Annotated in this window: 15 protein-coding genes; 12 read left to right on the plus strand and 3 right to left on the minus strand. The window is 67.1% G+C overall.

Annotation, left to right across the window (positions count from 1 at the left end; genetic code table 11):
* Positions 1–1,209, minus strand: a complete 1,209-nt coding sequence (locus JOF40_RS06620) for a GDSL-type esterase/lipase family protein (RefSeq protein WP_129181232.1) — start codon at positions 1,207–1,209, stop codon at positions 1–3.
* Between the two features lie 15 nt (positions 1,210–1,224).
* The gene (locus tag JOF40_RS06625; RefSeq protein WP_209674419.1) at positions 1,225–1,815 is read right to left on the minus strand and encodes a TetR/AcrR family transcriptional regulator; all 591 of its coding nucleotides are present in this window, start codon (positions 1,813–1,815) and stop codon (positions 1,225–1,227) included.
* Positions 1,816–2,068: 253 nt separating this feature from the next.
* Between JOF40_RS06625 and JOF40_RS06630 the strand changes: the two genes are divergently transcribed.
* Genes JOF40_RS06630 through JOF40_RS06670 form a run of 9 tightly spaced genes read left to right on the plus strand, consistent with a single transcriptional unit; the run spans position 2,069 to position 13,668 of the window.
* Positions 2,069–3,673 carry an ABC transporter substrate-binding protein gene (locus JOF40_RS06630; RefSeq protein WP_188111706.1) on the plus strand — a complete coding sequence of 535 codons (1,605 nt, stop codon included), beginning with the start codon at positions 2,069–2,071 and terminating at the stop codon, positions 3,671–3,673.
* A gap of 2 nt (positions 3,674–3,675) precedes the next feature.
* Positions 3,676–4,641, plus strand: a complete 966-nt coding sequence (locus tag JOF40_RS06635; protein ID WP_149712866.1) for an ABC transporter permease — start codon at positions 3,676–3,678, stop codon at positions 4,639–4,641.
* Positions 4,638–5,453 carry an ABC transporter permease gene (locus JOF40_RS06640; protein ID WP_129181241.1) on the plus strand — a complete coding sequence of 272 codons (816 nt, stop codon included), beginning with the start codon at positions 4,638–4,640 and terminating at the stop codon, positions 5,451–5,453. The genes JOF40_RS06635 and JOF40_RS06640 overlap by 4 nt, the downstream gene beginning before the upstream one ends.
* Positions 5,446–7,209 carry an ABC transporter ATP-binding protein gene (locus JOF40_RS06645; RefSeq protein ID WP_129181243.1) on the plus strand — a complete coding sequence of 588 codons (1,764 nt, stop codon included), beginning with the start codon at positions 5,446–5,448 and terminating at the stop codon, positions 7,207–7,209. The genes JOF40_RS06640 and JOF40_RS06645 overlap by 8 nt, the downstream gene beginning before the upstream one ends.
* Positions 7,210–7,219: 10 nt before the next feature.
* Positions 7,220–8,719: a carboxylesterase/lipase family protein gene (locus JOF40_RS06650; RefSeq protein WP_188111707.1), complete on the plus strand. Its 1,500-nt coding sequence runs from the start codon at positions 7,220–7,222 to the stop codon at positions 8,717–8,719.
* Between the two features lie 46 nt (positions 8,720–8,765).
* Positions 8,766–11,009 carry an alpha-L-rhamnosidase gene (locus JOF40_RS06655; RefSeq protein WP_245343402.1) on the plus strand — a complete coding sequence of 748 codons (2,244 nt, stop codon included), beginning with the start codon at positions 8,766–8,768 and terminating at the stop codon, positions 11,007–11,009.
* Positions 11,010–11,063: 54 nt separating this feature from the next.
* Complete coding sequence (tatA, locus tag JOF40_RS19940) at positions 11,064–11,348, plus strand: twin-arginine translocase TatA/TatE family subunit (protein ID WP_281064698.1); 285 nt, start codon at positions 11,064–11,066, stop codon at positions 11,346–11,348.
* The gene (locus JOF40_RS06665; protein WP_209674421.1) at positions 11,345–12,706 is read left to right on the plus strand and encodes a glycoside hydrolase family 1 protein; all 1,362 of its coding nucleotides are present in this window, start codon (positions 11,345–11,347) and stop codon (positions 12,704–12,706) included. Before tatA ends, JOF40_RS06665 begins: the two co-directional genes overlap by 4 nt.
* Positions 12,703–13,668, plus strand: a complete 966-nt coding sequence (locus JOF40_RS06670) for an aldo/keto reductase (protein WP_129181249.1) — start codon at positions 12,703–12,705, stop codon at positions 13,666–13,668. Before JOF40_RS06665 ends, JOF40_RS06670 begins: the two co-directional genes overlap by 4 nt.
* 25 nt (positions 13,669–13,693) lie before the next feature.
* Here JOF40_RS06670 and JOF40_RS06675 read toward each other — a convergent pair whose 3' ends face one another.
* On the minus strand, positions 13,694–14,701 hold the full coding sequence (locus JOF40_RS06675; protein ID WP_129181251.1) for a LacI family DNA-binding transcriptional regulator: 1,008 nt from the start codon (positions 14,699–14,701) through the stop codon (positions 13,694–13,696).
* 142 nt (positions 14,702–14,843) lie between these two features.
* Between JOF40_RS06675 and rhaI the strand changes: the two genes are divergently transcribed.
* Genes rhaI through JOF40_RS06690 form a run of 3 tightly spaced genes read left to right on the plus strand, consistent with a single transcriptional unit; the run spans position 14,844 to position 19,510 of the window.
* Positions 14,844–16,007: an L-rhamnose isomerase gene (gene rhaI, locus JOF40_RS06680; protein WP_307800760.1), complete on the plus strand. Its 1,164-nt coding sequence runs from the start codon at positions 14,844–14,846 to the stop codon at positions 16,005–16,007.
* 27 nt (positions 16,008–16,034) lie between these two features.
* On the plus strand, positions 16,035–18,086 hold the full coding sequence (locus tag JOF40_RS06685) for a bifunctional aldolase/short-chain dehydrogenase (RefSeq protein ID WP_129181255.1): 2,052 nt from the start codon (positions 16,035–16,037) through the stop codon (positions 18,084–18,086).
* 14 nt (positions 18,087–18,100) lie between these two features.
* Positions 18,101–19,510 carry a rhamnulokinase gene (locus JOF40_RS06690; protein ID WP_129181257.1) on the plus strand — a complete coding sequence of 470 codons (1,410 nt, stop codon included), beginning with the start codon at positions 18,101–18,103 and terminating at the stop codon, positions 19,508–19,510.
* The last annotated feature ends 10 nt before the right edge of the window (positions 19,511–19,520 follow it).

Here is a 19,520-nt window from a genome sequence, read left to right on the forward strand (position 1 = left end):
TCAGACCGTGCGGCGGGTGCGGGGCATCCTGAGAGCCGGGGCGAAGGCACCGCCGAGGGGGGTGGAAGCATCGCGCGCGAGGTCGGCGAACCTTCGTGCGATCACCGCAGAGCCCTCTTCGCCGGGGTGCAGTCCGTCCGGCAGCAGGTGCGCGTCGTCTTCTCCGAGGAGCGACAGTCCGTCGACCACGTGAAGCGTCGGGTCGCCGCGCAGCTCGGCGACGTCCTGGATCACCCGGCGCACCTCGCTCAGGGTGAGTCGGTCGGCCACGCCGTGCGACGGGACGAAGAACTGGCCCGTCTCGAGGTCGATGTCGATCGGCCCCGGACTGTGCTCATGCATCCCGCACCAGATCGGCGTGATGAGGGCGAGCGGCGTGGCAGGATGTCCCGCCCGTACGAGGTCGAGGAATCCGTGCAGGGCTGGGGCCAGGGTGCGCGCGGTGAAGGCATCCCAGTTCACGACGTTGATGCCGATCTTCAACGTGATCACGTCGGCTGGGAGCGCGCTGATCGTCGTCGCCACGAATGGGTCGAGCAGCGCGTTGCCGGCCAGGCCGAGATTGATCGCGTCCATCCCCAGTTGCTCGGACGCCGTGACGGGCCAGATGTCACGAGGACTGGCGATGTCGGAGCCGTGACTGATGGACGAGCCGTAGTGGACCCAGCGCGGCCCGGCGACGGATCGCGGATGTGCGGACACAGGGCCGTCGGCGCGAATCGCGAAGATGCGGGTCTGCGCAGTGTGCGGCAACCACACGCGGACTGGGCGGGCGACCGAGCTGGTGCCGAGCGAGAACGTGATGGTGGACGCCGGTCCTGGGCGGAGCTCGAACACGTCAGCGGGCAGCGCGAACACCAGATCTCCCGCCGACGCATCGCTGTCGACCGTGGTGCTGTGGTCAGGCGTCTCGGCCACCCACTGCGCAGGTCCGGCGCTGTCGCCGTACGTGAAACGCGTCAGATGGGCGTCGATCTCCAGCACGTTCGCCGAGGTGATCAGCTCGATCGAGATGCCGGCGGCCTGGGCGCTCACCAGCTCGAACCCGCTGAAGTGTGCGCGACGTGCCAGCTCGGGATCCAGCCGGCGGGGGACCACGCCACCATCGGCGCTGGCCTCGACGTGCACGGCACCGCGGATCGAGGTCTCGATCGCGGCGACGTCGAGGTTGAACATGCCGGTCCGAGAGGACCCTGTCGAGTCGGTCATGGAGGCGTCCCCGGGTCAGAGGCTGGCATCGCGCAGACCGATGAGTATCGTTCGCAGTCGCTCGATCGCCCGCCCCATGCGGTCTTCGTCGATACCCTGGGTCAGCTGATCGAACACGAGACCGTCGAGTGCGGCGAAGACAAGATCGGTCAACGCGGGGTCGTCTCCGAGTCCCATGGCGACGAGCGCCCGCTGAGTCGCTTCGCGATAGCTGGCGTAGAGACGTTCGGTCAGGTGAGCGAGCGCAGGCGTCCGGCGGGCCTCGAGCATGAGCTCGTACTGGAAGGCCTGCGTCTCGGGCTTGAGACTCACGGCGGCTGGAAGGCTGGCAGAGAAGTCAGCCAGCTCGCCGGTCGCGGGCTCCAAGGCACCTTCCTCCATGCTCGTGGCGATGGAGTGCTCCAGGGCCGCCTCGATCAAGGCGTCGCGTGTGCCGAAGTGGTGTCGGACGAGGCCGTGCGTCATTCCTGCCTGGGTGGCCACCGCGCGGAACGTCAGGTTGCGCAGACCGCGAGTCGCCACGACGTGGACGGCTGCGCGAAGAAGGGCCTCGCGCCCCCCGCCGTATGCGGGACGTACTGCTGGCGTGGCCTCGCCCTCGTTCACCGGAACTCCTCGTCGTCGCGGCAAGCCTAGTGGCCTGAAGTCCGGGCCTGCCAACTGACAGACCCGCAGGGTGGCCAGATCGGCCGGTGGACACATTTCTGCGTGATGTGGTTGCCGTCACGCCTGAATCCGGGGTACGGTCACTCGATCGTAAAAACGATTCAATTGATTCAGCGGATCGCTGGCCAAGATGATCCCGCACACACTACTGTCCAAACGGATAGAATGCCAACCGCCATCATTGGAGCCACCCGTGAGCCAAGACCTCGACCTGAATCGTCGCAACTTCCTGCGCATTGGCGCCGCCATCGGCCTGACGCTCACAGCCGGAGGTGCCCTTGCCGCCTGCGACAGCGGTTCGACCCCGGGCTCGCAGGCAGCTCCGGGTTACCAGAAGCCGAAGCAGGGTGGACAGTTCGTGCGCGGCATCGTCGGCGACGGACCCGAGTTCGGGTGGAACCCCTTCAATGCTGGTGGGCTCGGTGACTACGTGCGCAACGTCGCGGTCTACGACACCCTGGTCTTCGCCGGTGTGAAGGAATCTCAGCCCGCACTCCTGACGTCTTGGGACGTCAGCGAGGACTCGATGACCTGGACCCTGCACCTGCGTGAGAACGTGACGTGGCACGACGGATCGCCGTTCATCGCGGACGACGTGGTCTTCTCCCTCAACGCGATGGCGACGTCGTTCTTCGGCGCGTCCGTTGTGACGAACGTCGACGTGAAGAAGATCCGCGCGGTCGACTCCCTGACGGTCGAGGTGCCGATGAAGGTCGCCGATGCCGGCTGGATCGCACTCACGACCTCGGCGAATGCCGCCATCGTCAAGAACGGTACGACTGACTTCAGCAAGCCCAACGGCACGGGCGCGTTCGTCTTCGCATCGGGCACCCCGGGTCAGCGCGCGACGTTCAAGCGCAACGACACGTACTGGGTGCCCGGGGCGCCGTATCCCGACACCTTGATCATCGTGGCCATCGCGGACGACAACGCGGCTCTGAGCGCCGTACGTGCGGGCCAGATCGATGCTGTGTCCATCCCGCTCAATCTCGCCCGGAGCGCCAAGGATCTGCAGGTCACCAAGTCGAACCCGCCAGCCATTGCCAACAGCGGCCTCGTCATGAAGGTGGATGCGGCACCGTTCGATGACGTTCGAGTGCGGCAGGCCATGGCGCTCGCGGTGGACAGGGAGCTGATCAACCGGCAGATGTTCCTCGGCGAGGGCATCATCATGAACGACCTGATCGGCAAGGGCAAGGAGTTCAACCTGCCCTTCTACGATGACAGCCTCGCGCAACGCACGTACGACCCCAAGGCCGCCCGAGCGCTGCTCAAGCAGGCAGGTCACGACCGGCTCTCGGTCGAGCTCGTGGTCACCCCGTTGTTCGGCGCTGACCAGCTCGGTGCGTTGGTCAAGGAGTCGGCCAAGGCCGCAGGATTCGACGTCACGTTGAAGTCCGTGTCGCCCGACGCGTACTTCAACCCGCAGCAGGGGTATCTCTCCCGCCCGTTCACCGTCGCGATCTGGCCGGCTGACTCCCTGCGGGCCTTCTACGACCAGGCACTCGGGTCGGCTGCGACGTCGAACGAGTCGAGCTTCAAGGACTCGACCTACGACACGCTGTTCGCCTCCGCGAGAGCGGAACGCGACGAGGCTGCGGCGACCGAGAAGTGGGCAGCTGTCCAGAAGTACGTGCACGAGCAGGTCCCCTACATCTGGCCGGCGAACGGTCCTGCTGCGAACGTCTACGCCAAGAAGGTGCACAACGTCTTTGCGGACTACACCCCGGACAAGAAGTTCCCGACTGCTCAGATCGGGAGCGCCCCGAGCGGCTGGCAGTACCTCTGGGTCGAGTGAGCATGGCAACCTACCTTCTGCGTCGCCTCGGCATCGCCGTCGCAACCCTCTTGGCACTGTCGTTCCTCGTCTTCTCAGCCCTGGAGGCGCTGCCCGGCGACCTTGCCAGCAGGATCCTCGGTCGTGGTGCCACGCCCCGAGCAGTCGCCGAGCTGAACGCTCAGCTCGGTCTGGACCAGCCGTTCCTGTCGAGGTACTTCTCGTGGCTCGGAAACTTCCTGCAGGGTGACTTTGGCACGTTGGTCGGCAAAGGCTCCAACTCCAGCGCCACGGTCAGCGGGCTGTTGGCCAATCAGGGGGTGAACTCCCTGCTGCTGGGCGGCGTGACGCTGTTGCTGCTGGTGCCGATCGTGCTCGTGGTCGGTTCGGTGACGGCTGTGCGTGCCGGCGGGGTGACCGACAGCGTCATCAGCGGGCTCAGCTTCGTCTTCTTGTCCGTGCCCGAGTTCGTCGTCGGCACCGTCTTGATCTACCTGCTCTCAGTGCGGCTCGACCTGCTGCCGCCTCTTTCACTGTTGGGCCAGGGTGAGTCCCCCATCACCCAACCTGAGGTTCTGGTGCTGCCGGTCCTGACTCTTCTCCTTGGTCTGGTGGCATTCGCCGGACGATTCCTGCGCGCCAGCATGATCGACGTCCTGACATCCGAGTTCGTGCAGTCGGCTCGATTGAATGGCACCCCAGAGCGTCGGATCGTGTGGAAGATCGCCCTGCGCAGCGCCTTGGTACCCACCGTGCAGATCATCGCCATGCTCGTCCCGTACCTCGTAGGAGGCCTCATCATCGTGGAGACTGTCTTCAGCTATCCGGGCATCGGGTCGCAGTTCTCGGCAGGTGTGCTGAGCGGCGAGATCCGCCTCGTCCAGGCAGTCGCTGTGCTCAGCGCAGCCATGACCGTGTTCGCCAATCTCGGCGCCGATCTCCTCGTGATGTTCCTCGTCCCCAAGCTCCGTCCCGGAGCGTCACGATGAAGCGCATGGTCCGCTTTCGCGGCATGACCGGAATCGGAGCGGGGCTCTTGGCGCTGGTGGCGCTGATTGCGGTCTTCGGCCCATTGATCTCACCGCACTCTCCGAATGCTGCGCTCGGGATTCCGGCGACCGGGCCGGCTTCGGGCCTTCCGTTCGGCACTGATGTGCTGGGACGGGATGTCTTGAGCCGGACGCTCTCAGGCGGCCGCGTCATCCTGGCCATCGCGCTCGTGGCCACGGTGGTCGCCTATTCGGTGGGGGGAGCGTTGGGACTCTTCGCGGCCTTCCGGCGCGGCAGGACCGATCGCACCGTCATGTCGGTGGTGGATCTCTTCCTCGCGTTCCCCAGTCTGCTCCTCCTGCTGCTCACCATCGCTGCTCTCGGCGCGGGCAGCGTCAGCGTCCTGGTGGGAGCGATCTTTGCTCAGATTCCTGTGATTGCCCGGTACGTCCGCACCATCTCGCTGGAGGTCGGCACGACGACCTACGTCGAGGCAGCGGCACTACGCGGAGAGAGGACCACTGCCGTCCTGCGGCGCGAGATCATCCCCAACATCTCGCGCCCGCTGCTGGCCGACATCCCCCTGCGGTTCATCATCAGCATGTTCCTCGTGACCTCTGCCAGCTTCCTGGGCGCGGGTTCTGCCCCGCCCGCGGCGGACTGGGGGCGAATGATCCTCGAGAACCAGCAGATCTTCTCGCTGAACCCGCTGGCCGTGCTCCTGCCGGTCATCCCGATCGCCTTGGCGACGATCGGTGCCAACTTGCTCGGCGAGGGCCTGGCCCGAGGATTGGATCGATCACATGTCTGACCACGACGTACTCCGCCTGGAAGGCTTCCGGGCGACGATCACGAGCGGTCGCGCCATCGTCGACGACGTGAGTCTGTCAGTCAGGGGCGGCGAGGTCCTGGCGGTCGTCGGCGAGTCCGGATCCGGCAAGTCGACCATGGCCCTGGGACTTCTGGGTTTCGCGAAGCCGGGTGTCGAGATCACCAGCCGGTCGCTGGTGATCGGCGGCGAGGACGTGCCTCTGGACGACGAACCCCTGGCACGCACGTATCGTGGCCAGAAGATCTCGTACGTCCCTCAGGACCCGTCGACGGCCCTGAACCCTGTCCACCGGGTCGGCAAGCTCATCAAGGAGATGCGCCACGTCCACGGCCTCGCGGTCGATGACGCCTTCGTCGCCCGCCAGCTGGAGCGTGTCGGGCTGCCAGGATCTGCCGAGTTCCGTTCACGATTCCCGCATCAGCTGTCAGGTGGTCAGCGCCAGCGACTGGCCATCGCCGTGTCGTTGGCCTGCGACCCTCAGGTGTTGGTCCTTGACGAGCCGACGACAGCGCTCGACGTGCTGGCGCAGGGACAGTTCCTCGTCGAGCTCGACCGGCTGAGGCGCGACGAGGGCGTTGCGATCGTGTACATCACGCACGACATCGCCTCGATCGCTGAGCTGGCCGACACGATCGTCGTCATGTACGACGGCCGGATCGTGGAGCGAGGCCCTGCTGCCTCGGTCCTGCACCGACCGCAGCACCCTTACACGGCAGCGCTGCTGGCATGCGCGCCCGATGTCGAGGTGCGTCGCAAGCTGGTGCCGATTCCCGGCGAGAGCGCCAGTGGGGTCCCACAGACCGGTTGCCCGTACGTGACGCGCTGCACCCTAGGGGTGGCGCGCTGCACAGAGTCCATGCCAGACGAGAGTCTGGTCGGTCCGGCCCACAGTGTGCGCTGCTTCGAGTCGTCGAAGGTGACCGTGGTCGACATCGAACTGCTTGACGTCCCCGCGTCTCTTCGTGGATCGGCCGTTCTCGAGGTGCAGGACTTGACCGTGCAGTACCGGCAGCGCGGCAAGGTCGTGGCGTCGGTCGACGACGTCTCGCTGTCCGTGGGACGAGGCGAGTGCGTCGCAGTGGTCGGCGCGTCAGGCAGCGGCAAGACCACGGTGGCCCGCGCCGTCATGGGCCTGACACCGGCTCGCGGGGGACGGGTGCTCTTGCGAGGCGAACTGCTCTCCAGCGGGATCGATCGACGCACGGTCGCGCAGATGCAGTCGATCCAGATGGTGTTCCAGAACCCGTTCGAATCGCTCAACCCACGCCGATCGGTCCTGGACCAGGTGGCTCGGCCGGCGATCACCCTGCGCGGGTCTCGCGCCAAGGACGCCGACACCGCGGCTCAACGACTGCTCGACATGGTCCGCCTGCCGGCGGCGAAGTACCGGCTGCTGCCGCGCGAGCTCTCTGGAGGCGAGCGGCAACGCGTCGCCTTGGCGCGTGCGCTGGTCAGCGACCCGGAGGTCCTCGTGTGCGACGAGATCACCTCCGCCCTCGACGTGTCCGTTCAGGCTGCTGTGCTGGAGACGTTGCGAGACCTGTCAGAACAGCTCGGTCTGGCGGTCCTCTTCATCACCCACGACCTGGGTGTCGTCGCCTCGATCGCTGACCGTGTCGTCGTCCTCGAGTCCGGTCGGGTTCGCGAGACCGGAACGACCGACCAGGTACTTCGCAACCCGGAGAACGACTACACCCGTGAGCTCATCGCGGCCGCCCCGCGCATTCAGCGATGAGGGCGGCAGCGTGACCGGACATGGAACTCGCACCTCGCCCGTCGTCGTGACGCCGCTGGGCGCAGTGAGGGGAGTCGCGCGCGACGGATCCGAGGCATTCCTCGGCATCCCGTTCGCGGAAGCGCCGGTCGGACCTCTGCGGTTCGCGGCACCCACGCCGGTGTCGCCCTGGGCCGGCGTTCGCGACGCGTCGCACCACGGTCCGACCCCCCAACGCGGAGTGGCTGCGATGCCGACGCTCATCCCCGAACCATCCGTGCCTGGAGACGCGACGCTCAACGTCAATGTGTTCAGGCCGTCGGTGACGAGCGACGAGCTGCGGCCGGTCCTCGTCTGGATCCATGGGGGCGGGTTCGTCTCCGGGTCGCCGGCGAGCCCCTGGTACGACGGCGAGGCGTTCAATCGCGATGGAGTCGTCAGCGTGGTGGTGTCGTACCGGCTCGGCTTCGAGGGATTCGGCTGGATCGAGGACGCACCTGTCAACCGTGCCGTTCTCGACTGGGTTGCGGCGCTGCAGTGGGTGCAGCGGTGCATCTCGGCTTTCGGCGGTGATCCGGCCCGGGTGACGATCGCGGGTCAGTCGGCCGGCGGCACCGCCGTCCTCACCCTGATGGGGATGGAGTCTGCGCGGGGGCTCTTCTCAGGTGCCATCGCTCTGTCACCGGCAGCCTTCCACTGTCCTGCCTCGCGGGCGCAGGCGACAGGACGACGGATGGCCGAGCTCGCCGGCGTGCCGGCCACTGTCGCGGGATGGCGGACCATCCCCGAAACCGTCGTGATGGAGTTGCAGGAGCAGCTGCTGGCTCCCGGCGACTCGGACGACGCCGCCCAGACCACTGCCGACTTCATCACCGACGGGATGGGTTGGGGTCCGTGGATCGACGGGGACCTGATCCAGGTGCCGAGTCTGTCCGCTGCAACCTCGGACGCCGCGCTCGATGTTCCACTGGTGATCGGAAGCACCGATGACGAGTTCACCCAGGTGTTCGCGGCTGACCCCGGCGTGGTCGGTGTCGCCCCTGCTGAGGTGCTTCGGCGGATCGGGGTGAGCCCCGCCGCAGCGTCGACGTATCTCGCCAGTCGCGATGACGCAGCACCCGAGGTGATCGGGCAGATCGCCACGGACCTCATCTTCCGCGCCCCCGCGCACGACGTGGCCGCTCGCCGGTCCGAGCGAGGGTCCGTCACGTGGCTCTACCGGTTCGCGTGGCCGTCTGGCTCCGTGGGCTCGGCCGTCCACTGCGTCGACGTCCCGTTCTTCTTCGACCTGCTCGATCGCGAGGACGTGACAGCCTTGCTCGGCGACGCTCCGCCCCACGACCTGGCGCGTCACGTCCATGGGGCCGCGGCCATGTTCATCGTCAGCAGAGCTGCCAGCTGGCCGGCGTACACCCCGGACGAGCCGTCGGTCATGATCTTCGACGTCCCTTCGCGGGTCGTCCGCGACAGCGGGGAAGCGCTGCGCGGTCTCCTGTCATCCGATCCCGAAGCTCGTCACATCAGTGGTTGAGAGGCCCGTCATGAAAAGCAGCGCGGTCGATCCATGGTCAGCCACGATGATCACTCCGGCTGTGGACCTTGCCGTGGCACCGCTGTTCCGGAAGGAGCTGACACTCGATGACGGTCATGGGCACGTGGAGTCGGCGATCTTGCGCGTCAGCAGCCTGGGCGTGCACGACGTCCGCGTCAATGGTGCTCCGGTGTCAGACGACGTCCTCAGTCCGGGGTGGAGCAGCTACGAGTGGCGGCTGAGGTACCGCACGCACGACGTCAGCCGCCTGGTCGCGAACACGACCGTCGTCACTGCGCTCGTCGGCAACGGGTGGCACCGTGGCCGGCTCGGCTTCATGGCGGGACGGGCGTTCTACGGTCAGCGGCTCGGGCTGATCGCGGAGCTGGAGGTCACGTTTGGTGACGGGCACGTCCAGACGGTCCTCACGGACGATTCATGGACGGCACATCCGTCGGACGTCCTCGAGAATGATCTGTACGACGGTCAGACGATCGACGCTGGTCGCCGTGCAGCAGCCTGGTACGAGCCGGGTGCCCAGCCAGACCTCACCATTCCCACCATCGGCATCGATTTCGACACCACACGACTTGCTCCATATGTCGGACCGCCGGTGACTCGGCAGGACGTGATCACACCGGTCGCGGTGTGGACCTCGCCATCGGGTCGCACGTTGGTCGACTTCGGCCAGAACCTGGTCGGATGGTTGCGCTTCACCGTCAGGGGCCCGGCAGGCAGCGAGATCAGGGTCCGTCACGCCGAGGTGCTCGAACATGACGAGCTGGGCGTTCGGCCGCTCCAGGACGCACGGGCCACCGATCGGTTCATCCTCAGCGGTGACAGCGATTTCTTCGAGCCGACCATGACCTTCCACGGCTTCCGGTACGCCGAGATCACGGGCTGGCCGACGGCCGTCGCCGGGGAGCTGACGCCGGAGTCACTCGAAGCCGTCGTCGTGCATTCTCGGATCGAGCGGACTGGCCGGTTCGAGTGCTCGGATCCGATGCTCAACCAGCTGCACAGCAATGTCGTCTGGGGAACCAAGGGCAACTTTCTCGACCTGCCGACTGATTGCCCCCAGCGCAACGAGCGGCTCGGCTGGACCGGCGACATCAGTGTCTTCGCACCCACTGCCGCGTACCTCTTCGACGTCGACTCGTTCCTGTCCGACTGGCTGGTCGACCTCGCGCTCGAGCAGGAGCACGCGAACGGCGTGGTGCCATTCGTGGTCCCTGACATCTTCAAGATGAACCCCCCTGTCGAGGGCTTCGGTGAACCCGACAGCACGGCCTTCTGGTCGGACGCCGCGGTGTGGGTGCCGTGGGCGCTGTGGCAGGCCTACGGCGACCGATCGGTGCTGGAGCGGCAGTACCCCTCGATGGCGGCTCACGTCAGACGGGTGCGTTCGCTGCTGTCTCCTACCGGCCTGTGGGACACCAGCTTCCAGTTCGGCGACTGGCTCGACCCAGATGCGCCCCCGGAGAACCCCTACCAGGCGAAGGCTGACGAAGGGGTCGTCTCGACTGCCGCTCTCTTCCGGTCGGCAACGCTGGTCGCCGAGACCGCTGACGTTCTCGGCCTCGAGGCCGACGCTGCCGAGTTCTCGGCGCTCGCTCTGTCCACCCGGACGGCGTTCAACGAGCACTATGTCGCTGCTGATGGCCGGGTGGCGTCTGATTGTCCGACGGTCTACTCACTGGCGATCGTCTTCGGGCTGCTCGATGCGGAGACGTCCGCGGCTGCCGGACAACGGCTCGCCGAGCTGGTGCACGACAATGCCTACCGTGTGTCGACCGGCTTCGCCGGCACGCCCTACATCTGCGACGCTCTCGCGCAAACCGGTCATCTCGACCATGCCTACCGGCTCCTCACCGAACGTGGGTGCCCCTCGTGGCTGTATCCGGTCACCATGGGAGCGACCACGATCTGGGAGCGCTGGGACTCGATGCTGCCGGACGGAACCATCAATCCGGGTGAGATGACGAGCTTCAACCACTACGCGCTGGGAGCCGTCGCCGACTGGATGCATCGAACCATTGGCGGTATTGCGCCCTTGGAACCCGGCTATTCGCGGGTGCACATCGCCCCGCGGCCCGGCGGCGGAATCACGTGGTCCAAGGCCGCTCTGGACACCCGGCACGGCACGGTCGAGGTGTGCTGGAAGCTCTCGGACGACATCTTGACCGTGACGTCGACCATACCGACCGGCATGACTGGGGTTGTCTCGTTCGACGGTCAGGCTGAGATCCACCTGGGGCCAGGAACCTACGTGCACGAGACACCTGCATGAAACTCGAGACCCCCGCATGCGCTGGCACGACGAGTGGTCCAGCGACGGCCGCGCATGACGGCCGCGGATTCTTCACTGACGCACGGCGACCACCCGGTCGCCTGCCTGACGAGCCAGGAGCTTGAGATGCTGCGACAACTGGGACCGACCGAGATCCTGATCATCCTGGGAGTGGTGCTGCTCCTGTTCGGTGGCAAGAAGCTCCCGGACCTCGCTCGGGGCTCCGGACAGGCGCTGCGCATCTTCAGGTCAGAGGTCAGGGAGCTGTCCGAGGATGCTGACGAAGCTGAGTCAGTCGCCGACGGTCGTCCTGCCTCCCACGGAAAGAGCGCACCATGACCGACATGCCCATCCCCGACGGGTTCGTCCTGGGGGTCGCCACCAGCGCCTACCAGGTGGAGGGTGCCGCCTCGACCGGCGGCCGCGGCCCGTCGATCTGGGACACCTTCACCCACGTTCCCGGCAACACGCACGACGACGTTCCTGGAGACCGCGGGTCGGAGGCGTATGCCCGTCTTGACGAAGATCTCGGGATCCTGGCCGATCTCGGAGTTGATTCCTATCGGTTCTCGATCAGCTGGTCCCGCCTCATCCCCGACGGCGTGGGCGAGCTCAATCCGGAGGGGGTCGACTACTACAACCGGCTCATCGACGGACTGCTCGCGCTGGGCATCTCACCGAACGTCACCCTCTACCACTGGGACCTGCCGCAGGCTCTCGAGGACCGGGGCGGATGGGCCAACCGGGAGGTGGTGGAGTGGTTCGCCGCCTACGCGCGACGAGCCTTCGAGCTGTTCGGTGACCGGGTTCCGATGTGGGCCACGCTCAACGAGCCCATCGCCATCTGGGTCGGTTACGGCCTGGGATTCTTCGCGCCCGGCATCGCGGACCCCAAGACCGGCCGACAGGCGATGCATCACGCGATGGTGGCGCACGGGCGCGCCGTCCAGGAGTTCCGCGCGTCCGGTGCCACCGGCAGCATCGGCATCGTCGTGGACGTCTGGAAGCGCCACAGCGTCGCGCCCACCGACGAGAACCAAGTGCTTGCCGATGAGGGAGAGGACGAGTCGTTCCGCTTCTTCTTCGCTGAGCTGTTCGCAGGCGGCCTCAGCGGCCGGCAGGTCCGGCTCTTCGGCCGTTCGGACACGATGCCTCACATCGCGCCTACCGACTACGAGGTGGCCGGGACGCCCATCGACTTCTTGGGCATCAACGTCTACGGCCGGGTCATGGTCGATTCGACGAACTTCAATCCGTACTGGTGGGAGCAGGCCGACACGATGCCCGGCGGCAACTTCTTGTCGAATGGGACCGAGCTCTACCCGGATGCGCTGACCGAAGCCGTGCAGACCGCCCGCAGCGACTACGACGTCACGGTACCCATCTACATCACCGAGAACGGAACGCCAGTCGACGACGGTGTCGTGGAGGACGGCGTCGTCCACGATGACGATCGCATCAAGTACATGTCGGCCTTCCTGCGGCGAGCGATCGAAGCACATGACGCCGGTCTCGGCGTCGAGGGCTACTACGCATGGACGCTGCTCGACAACTACGAGTGGACCGCCGCGTACTCGTCACGATTCGGGCTGGTCCACGTCGACACTGATGGCACGTTCGATCGAACCTACAAGATGTCGGCTCACTGGTACCGGGACGTGGCGCACCATCGACGTCTGCCGGTGGGCGACCAGTGACTCCAGTCAGCACGCCGCTCTCGCCACGACCGCTGGGCGCGTCCGGGCTCGTCGTCACTGGGCTCGGCGTGGGCGGAAGCCCGCTCGGCGGGGCTTCTGCCGTCTACGGGCACGACACCTCGGCAGACGAGGGCGTCGCGACGGTTTCGCGCGTGTTCGACGGACCGATCACCTTTCTCGACACGTCCAACGCCTACTCGGGCGGCGACAGCGAGCGTCGTGTCGGCGAGGCAATCGATCGCGCCGATGGCCTGCCGGTCGGGTTCGTCCTCTCCACCAAGGTCGACGCCGACCCGTCCACGGGAGTCTTCGACGGGAGCCGCGTGCGAAGGTCTCTCGAGGAGAGTCTTGAACGGCTCGGTCTGGACCGTGTCCCTCTTCTGCACCTGCACGACCCGGAGGAGCACCTCGCCTTCTCGGACGCCATGGGCCGAGGAGGTGCCGTCGAGGCACTCGTGGCGATCAAGCGCGAGGGTCTCGTCGATGCCATTGGCATCGCGGGGGGACGAGTCGAGGAGATGAGGCGATATGTCCAGACCGGTGCCTTCGACGTCTTGCTCACCCACAACCGCATGACTCTGGTCGACAGATCCGCTCGGCCGCTGATCGAAGCGGCAACCGAGAGAAGCATGGGGGTCATCAACGCGGCCCCGTTCGGCGGCGGCGTCCTGGCGCGCAATCCTCGCCCGGACGATCTCTACGCCTACGGCCTGGGAACCGCGTCTCAGGTCGACGCCGCACGTCGCATGTCGCAGGTGTGCGAACGGTACGGCGTGTCGCTCGCTGCCGCGGCACTGCAGTTCGCGGTACACGCGCCGGGAGTCGATGCCGTGCTGGTGGGTGCCTCGAGCCCGCAGCGGGTGGACGAGCTCGTCGAGCTGGCAGGCGCCGTGATCCCCGACGAGCTGTCGAACCAGCTCGAGGACCTGGTCCCGCCGTCCAGTGAGTGGATAGCCAGCTGAGCTGACGGGAGTCGACCTCGGGGCTTCAGAGCGACGTCGACTGGCGAACGACCAGCTCTGGCTCCAGCATCACGTGGCGGACGTCTGACCTCTCAGGGCTGGCAATGGCCTCCAGCAGCAACGAAGCAGCCGTGGAACCAAGCTGCCGGGCCGGCTGCCTGACCGACGTCAACGGGATCGCGGCCGACGCGGCGAAGTCGATGTCGTCGTAGCCGACGATCGCGATGTCGTCTGGGACGCGGACCCCCGCAAGCGTGAGCGCTTGCAGAACGCCGAGCGCTACCATGTCGTTCGCTGCGAACACCGCATCCGGTCGCTCACGGATCGGGACGTCGAGTAGGCGTCCCATGCCGCTCCGGCCCGCGGCGACGTCCATCGCCGCGCTCTCGATCGGCAGGATGGTGCCGCCACCGTGCTGCTCCACCGCTGCCCGGGCCGCGGAGAGACGATTGCCGACCTGGCTCAGGCTGGTCGGGCCACCGATGAAGCCGATGCGTCGACGACCGATCTCGAGAAGGTGCTCGGTCGCAAGCCGTCCACCGATCTGGTCGTCGATCGACACCGACGAGAACTCGTCGGTCTGGGTCAGGCGATCGACCAGCACGACTGAGGTGCCGCGGTCGCGCAGGCGACGCAGCCGGTCCATGACGTCTCCGACCGGCGTGATGAGCACCCCGCTCATGTGCTGCTCCTCGAACAGGTCGAGATACGTCGTCTCGCGCGACTCCTGCTGGGCGCTGTTCCCGAGGATCAAGGGACGACCGGGCTCGATGAGCGTGTCCTCGACCCCGCGTGCGACGTCGGTGAAGAAGGGGTTGGCGATATCGAGCACGATCATGCCGATGGCGCGGTTCGTGCCGACGCGGAGCTGACGGGCAGCGTCGTTGCGGATGTAGCCGAGCTCGTCGATCGCCGCCTGGATGCGGGTCAGTGTGGACGGGGACACCTTCGACGGGTGGTTCAGGGCGTTGGACACGGTGCCTGCAGAGACGCCCGCCAGGGCTGCCACGTCACGCACTTGAGCCACTGCCATGGCTGCGAGGTTAACAGGATCGCCCCGGCATGGGTTGACGTGGGCCGGTGCGTCCGCCTAGTCTCCAAACGTCTTATTGAAACGATTTAAGATATGTTGACCCCGGTGATTCGCGGGGACGCTCACGATGGAAGAAGTGACTGTGACGAGGTTCGACGACATCGCCGTGAGGCTTGAGGCCCAAGCCATCGAGGTTCCGTCCTGGGCCTACGGCAACTCCGGCACCCGCTTCAAGGTGTTCGGCTCAGCAGGCACCCCGCGCACCGTCGAGGAGAAGATCGCCGACGCTGCCACGGTCCACCGCTTCACCGGCTTGTCACCGTTGGTCTCGCTGCACATCCCGTGGGACCTCGTGGACGACTTCGCGGCGCTGCGTCGCTACGCCGAGGACCTCGGCATCGGGCTCGGCACGATCAACTCCAACACCTTCCAGGACGACGACTACAAGCTGGGTGCCCTGACCCACACCGACCGCCGGATCCGCCAGAAGGCGATCGATCACCACCTCGCGTGCATCGACGTCATGGACCAGACGGGCTCCCGCGACCTCAAGATCTGGCTCGCCGAGGGCACCAACTACCCCGGCCAGGGCGACATGCGCGGACGGCAGGACCGGCTCGCTGAGTCGCTGGCCACGATCTACGAGCGCCTCGGCGACGACCAGCGCCTCGTGCTCGAGTACAAGTTCTTCGAGCCGGCGTTCTACCACACCGACGTCCCCGACTGGGGCACGTCGTACGTGCAGGTGGCGGCTCTCGGCGACAAGGCGTTCGTGTGCCTCGACACCGGGCACCACGCGCCCGGCACGAACATCGAGTTCATCGTCGCCCAGCTGCTGCGGCTGGGGAAGCTCGGCTCGTTCGACTTCAACTCGCGGTTCTACGCCGACGACGACCTGATCGTGGGTTCTGCCGATCCGTTCCAGCTCTTCCGCATCATGTACGAGGTGGTTCGTGGCGGTGCCCTCGACCCCGACAGCGACGTCGCCTTCATGCTCGACCAGTGCCACAACATCGAGGACAAGATCCCCGGACAGATCCGCTCGGTGCTCAACGTCCAGGAGATGACGGCCCGTGCGCTGCTCGTCGACACCGAGGCGCTCGCCGCTGCACAGGAGTCCGGTGACGTGCTGGGCGCGAACGCCGTCTTCATGGACGCCTTCTACACCGACGTGCGCCCCGACCTCGCCACGTGGCGCGAGGAGCGCGGGCTTCCGGGTGACCCCGTGCGGGCGTACGCGGACAGCGGCCACCAGAAGCAGATCGAGGCCGACCGCGTCGGCGGCACCCAGGCCAGCTGGAACTGACACCTCACCCACGTCTTAGGGACACCCATGACTGACAGCACCGCAGCAGAGCTCATCGGCCGGTCGAATCGACTCGGGGCCGACGCCCGCAACACCAACTACGCCGGCGGCAACACGTCCGCCAAGGGCACCGCGACCGATCCGGTCACGGGCGAGGACGTCGAGCTCCTCTGGGTCAAGGGCTCCGGCGGGGACCTCGGCACGCTCAAGGAGGCGGGCCTCGCGGTCCTGCGGCTCGACCGCATGCGCGCGCTCGTCGACGTCTACCCGGGCCTCGACCGCGAGGACGAGATGGTCGCCGCGTTCGACTACTGCCTGCACGGCAAGGGTGGCGCCGCGCCGTCGATCGACACCGCGATGCACGGCCTGGTGGACGCCAAGCACGTCGACCACCTTCACCCCGACTCGGGAATCGCGATCGCGACGGCCGCCGACGGCGAGCAGCTGACCGAGACGGTCTTCGGCGGGAGGGTCGTGTGGGTGCCGTGGCGTCGTCCCGGCTTCCAGCTGGGGCTCGACATCGCCGCGATCAAGGCCGAGAACCCCGACGCGATCGGCTGCATCCTGGGCGGCCACGGCATCACGGCCTGGGGCGACACGTCCGACGAGGCCGAGAAGAACTCGTTGTGGATCATCGAGACCGCGGCCGCGTACATCGAGGCCCACTCGCGTCCGGAGCCGTTCGGCCCGGCGCTCGACGGCTTCGCCGCCCTGCCTGAGAACGACCGTCGCGCGAAGGCCACCGCCCTGGTGCCGACGATCCGCTCGATCGCGTCGCAGGACAAGGCCATGGTGGGTCACTTCACCGACAGCGACGTCGTCCTCGACTTCCTCGCCGCCGCCGAGCACCCGCGCCTGGCGGCCCTCGGCACGAGCTGCCCGGATCACTTCCTGCGCACGAAGGTCAAGCCGTTGGTGCTCGACCTGCCCGCCGACGCGTCCGTCGAGGACTCGATCGCCCGCCTGCGCGAGCTGCACGTCGCTTACCGCGACGACTACCAGGGCTACTACGACCGCAACGCCGTCGAGGACTCGCCCGCGATCCGCGGCGCCGACCCGCTGATCGTCCTGGTGCCGGGGGTCGGCATGTTCAGCTTCGGCAAGGACAAGCAGACCGCTCGCGTCGCCGGCGAGTTCTACGTCAACGCGATCAACGTCATGCGAGGCGCCGAGGGTCTGTCGACGTATGCCCCGATCGACGAGGCCGAGAAGTTCCGTATCGAGTACTGGGCGCTCGAAGAGGCCAAGCTGCAGCGCATGCCCGCGCCGAAGCCCCTCGCGACCCGCATCGCGCTGGTCACCGGCGCTGCTTCCGGCATCGGCAAGGCCATCGCGAAGAAGCTCGCCTCCCAGGGTGCGGTCGTCGCGATCGCCGACCTGGACCTCGAGAAGGCCCGGGCCGCCGCCGCCGAGATCGTCACAGAGCTGAATCTCGGGGCAGACGTCGTGATCGGCGTGCAGGCCGACGTCAGCGACGAGGACGCCGTCAAGGACGCCGTCGACGCGACCCTGCTGGCGTTCGGCGGCCTCGACCTGGTCGTCAACAACGCCGGTCTGTCGCTCAGCAAGTCGCTGCTGGACACGACGGTCGCGGACTGGGACCTGCAGCACAACGTGATGGCCAAGGGGTCGTTCCTGATCTCGCGCACCGCGGCGAAGGCGCTGATCGAGCAGGGCCTGGGCGGGGACATCGTCTACATCTCGAGCAAGAACTCGGTGTTCGCAGGCCCCAACAACATCGCGTACTCCGCGACCAAGGCCGACCAGGCGCACCAGGTGCGCCTGCTGGCCGCCGAGCTGGGTGAGCACGGCGTCCGCGTCAACGGCATCAACCCCGACGGAGTCGTGCAGGGCTCCGGCATCTTCTCGAGCGGCTGGGGTGCCAACCGTGCCGCGGTCTACGGTGTCGACGAGAAGGACCTGGGAGCGTTCTACGCCCAGCGCACGCTGTTGAAGCGCGAGGTGCTGCCCGATCACGTCGCCAACGCGGTGTACGCGCTCGTCGGCCCCGATCTCACTCAGACGACGGGTCTGCACATCCCTGTGGACGCCGGCGTCGCCGCCGCGTTCCTGCGATAGGCGCACGACCCGTGATGTCCGTATCCGTCGCCGCCGTCGACCTGGGCGCTTCGAGCGGCCGGGTCATGGTCGGCGATGTCGGTCCCGGTCGTCTGGCGCTGCGTGCCGTCGCACGCTTCGCCAACGAGCCCGTCGCGCTCGCCGACGGGTTGCACTGGGACCCCCTCGATCTCTACCGCCACGCTCTCGACGGACTGTGGACAGCCGCCAACTCGTCACCCGACGGGCTCGCGAGCGTGGCGGTGGACTCCTGGGCGGTCGACTACGCCCTGATGCGTTCTGGCCACATGCTGGGCGTGCCGTTCCACTATCGCGACGGCCGGACGGCCCGGGGGGTCGCGCGCGTCCACGCCACGGTTCCTGCCGCAGAGCTGTACGCCCGCAACGGTCTGCAGTTCCTGCCGTTCAACACGCTCTACCAGCTGGCCGCAGACGATCTGGTCGGGTTCGCCGACCAGCTCCTGCTGGTCCCCGACCTCATCGGCTACTGGCTGACGGGGCGCTTCGTCGCGGAACGTACCAATGCTTCGACCACCGGCCTGCTCGACGCCACGACACGGCAGTGGGACACCAGGCTCGCGGCCAGCTTCGACGTGCAGGCGTCGATGCTGCCCGAGCTCATCGACCCCGGTGTGCGCATCGGGAAGGTCACGTCGTCTGTCGGCAAGCGCATCGGTGCCCCCGGCTTGGCCGTCACGGCCGTCGGCTCGCACGACACCGCATCAGCGGTGGTCGGCGTACCGATGCTGACCGACGACGCCGCCTACATCTCGTGCGGCACGTGGGGGCTGGTCGGCGTCGAGCTCGACGCCCCCGTCCTCACCGACGAGGCGCGGGCCGCCAACTTCACCAATGAGGGCGGTGTCGACGGCACGACCCGGTTCTTGACCAACGTCATGGGTACATGGCTGATCAGCGAGACGCTGCGCACCTGGGAGCGCGATGGTGCAGGCGTCGAGCTGACCAAGCTGTTGCCCGCAGCCGCTGAGGTCACCGACGAGGTCACGGTGTTCGACGTCCAGGATCCACGGTTCATGGCACCCGGAGACATGCCGAAGCGCATCCTCGACTGGTGCCGCGAGCACGGCAAGCCCATGCCCGTCGGCAAGCCGGAGATTCTCCGCAGCATCATCGAGAGTCTCGCCTCGGCGTTCGCGCAAGCGCTCGACACGGCCCAGACGCTGGCTCGTCGTCCGATCCGTCGGGTGCACATCGTCGGCGGCGGTTCGCTCAACCGTGTGCTGTGCCAGGCAGTGGCCGACCGCAGCGGTCGGCCGGTCGTGGCCGGGCCCGTCGAGGCGACCGCACTCGGCAACGTCCTGGTGCAGGCGCGCGCACTCGGTGCCGTCGACGGCGACCTGGCTGATCTTCGCGAGCTCATCGCCGCGACCCATTCTCTCGAGGTCTTCACCCCCCGGCGCTGATCCGTGCTCG

The sequence above is a fragment of the Aeromicrobium fastidiosum genome (assembly GCF_017876595.1).
In the GTDB taxonomy this organism is placed as follows: Bacteria; Actinomycetota; Actinomycetes; order Propionibacteriales; family Nocardioidaceae; genus Aeromicrobium; species Aeromicrobium fastidiosum.

Bases quoted from the DNA above. Each gene is read 5' to 3' on its own strand.
- JOF40_RS06620 (WP_129181232.1), bottom strand. From the start codon at position 1,209: ATGACCGACTCGACAGGGTCCTCTCGGACCGGCATGTTCAACCTCGAC.
- JOF40_RS06690 (WP_129181257.1), top strand. From the start codon at position 18,101: ATGTCCGTATCCGTCGCCGCCGTCGACCTGGGCGCTTCGAGCGGCCGG.
- JOF40_RS06655 (WP_245343402.1), top strand. From the start codon at position 8,766: ATGATCACTCCGGCTGTGGACCTTGCCGTGGCACCGCTGTTCCGGAAG.
- JOF40_RS06675 (WP_129181251.1), bottom strand. From the start codon at position 14,701: ATGGCAGTGGCTCAAGTGCGTGACGTGGCAGCCCTGGCGGGCGTCTCT.
- JOF40_RS06645 (WP_129181243.1), top strand. From the start codon at position 5,446: ATGTCTGACCACGACGTACTCCGCCTGGAAGGCTTCCGGGCGACGATC.
- tatA (WP_281064698.1), top strand. From the start codon at position 11,064: ATGACGGCCGCGGATTCTTCACTGACGCACGGCGACCACCCGGTCGCC.
- JOF40_RS06635 (WP_149712866.1), top strand. From the start codon at position 3,676: ATGGCAACCTACCTTCTGCGTCGCCTCGGCATCGCCGTCGCAACCCTC.
- JOF40_RS06665 (WP_209674421.1), top strand. From the start codon at position 11,345: ATGACCGACATGCCCATCCCCGACGGGTTCGTCCTGGGGGTCGCCACC.
- JOF40_RS06685 (WP_129181255.1), top strand. From the start codon at position 16,035: ATGACTGACAGCACCGCAGCAGAGCTCATCGGCCGGTCGAATCGACTC.
- JOF40_RS06640 (WP_129181241.1), top strand. From the start codon at position 4,638: ATGAAGCGCATGGTCCGCTTTCGCGGCATGACCGGAATCGGAGCGGGG.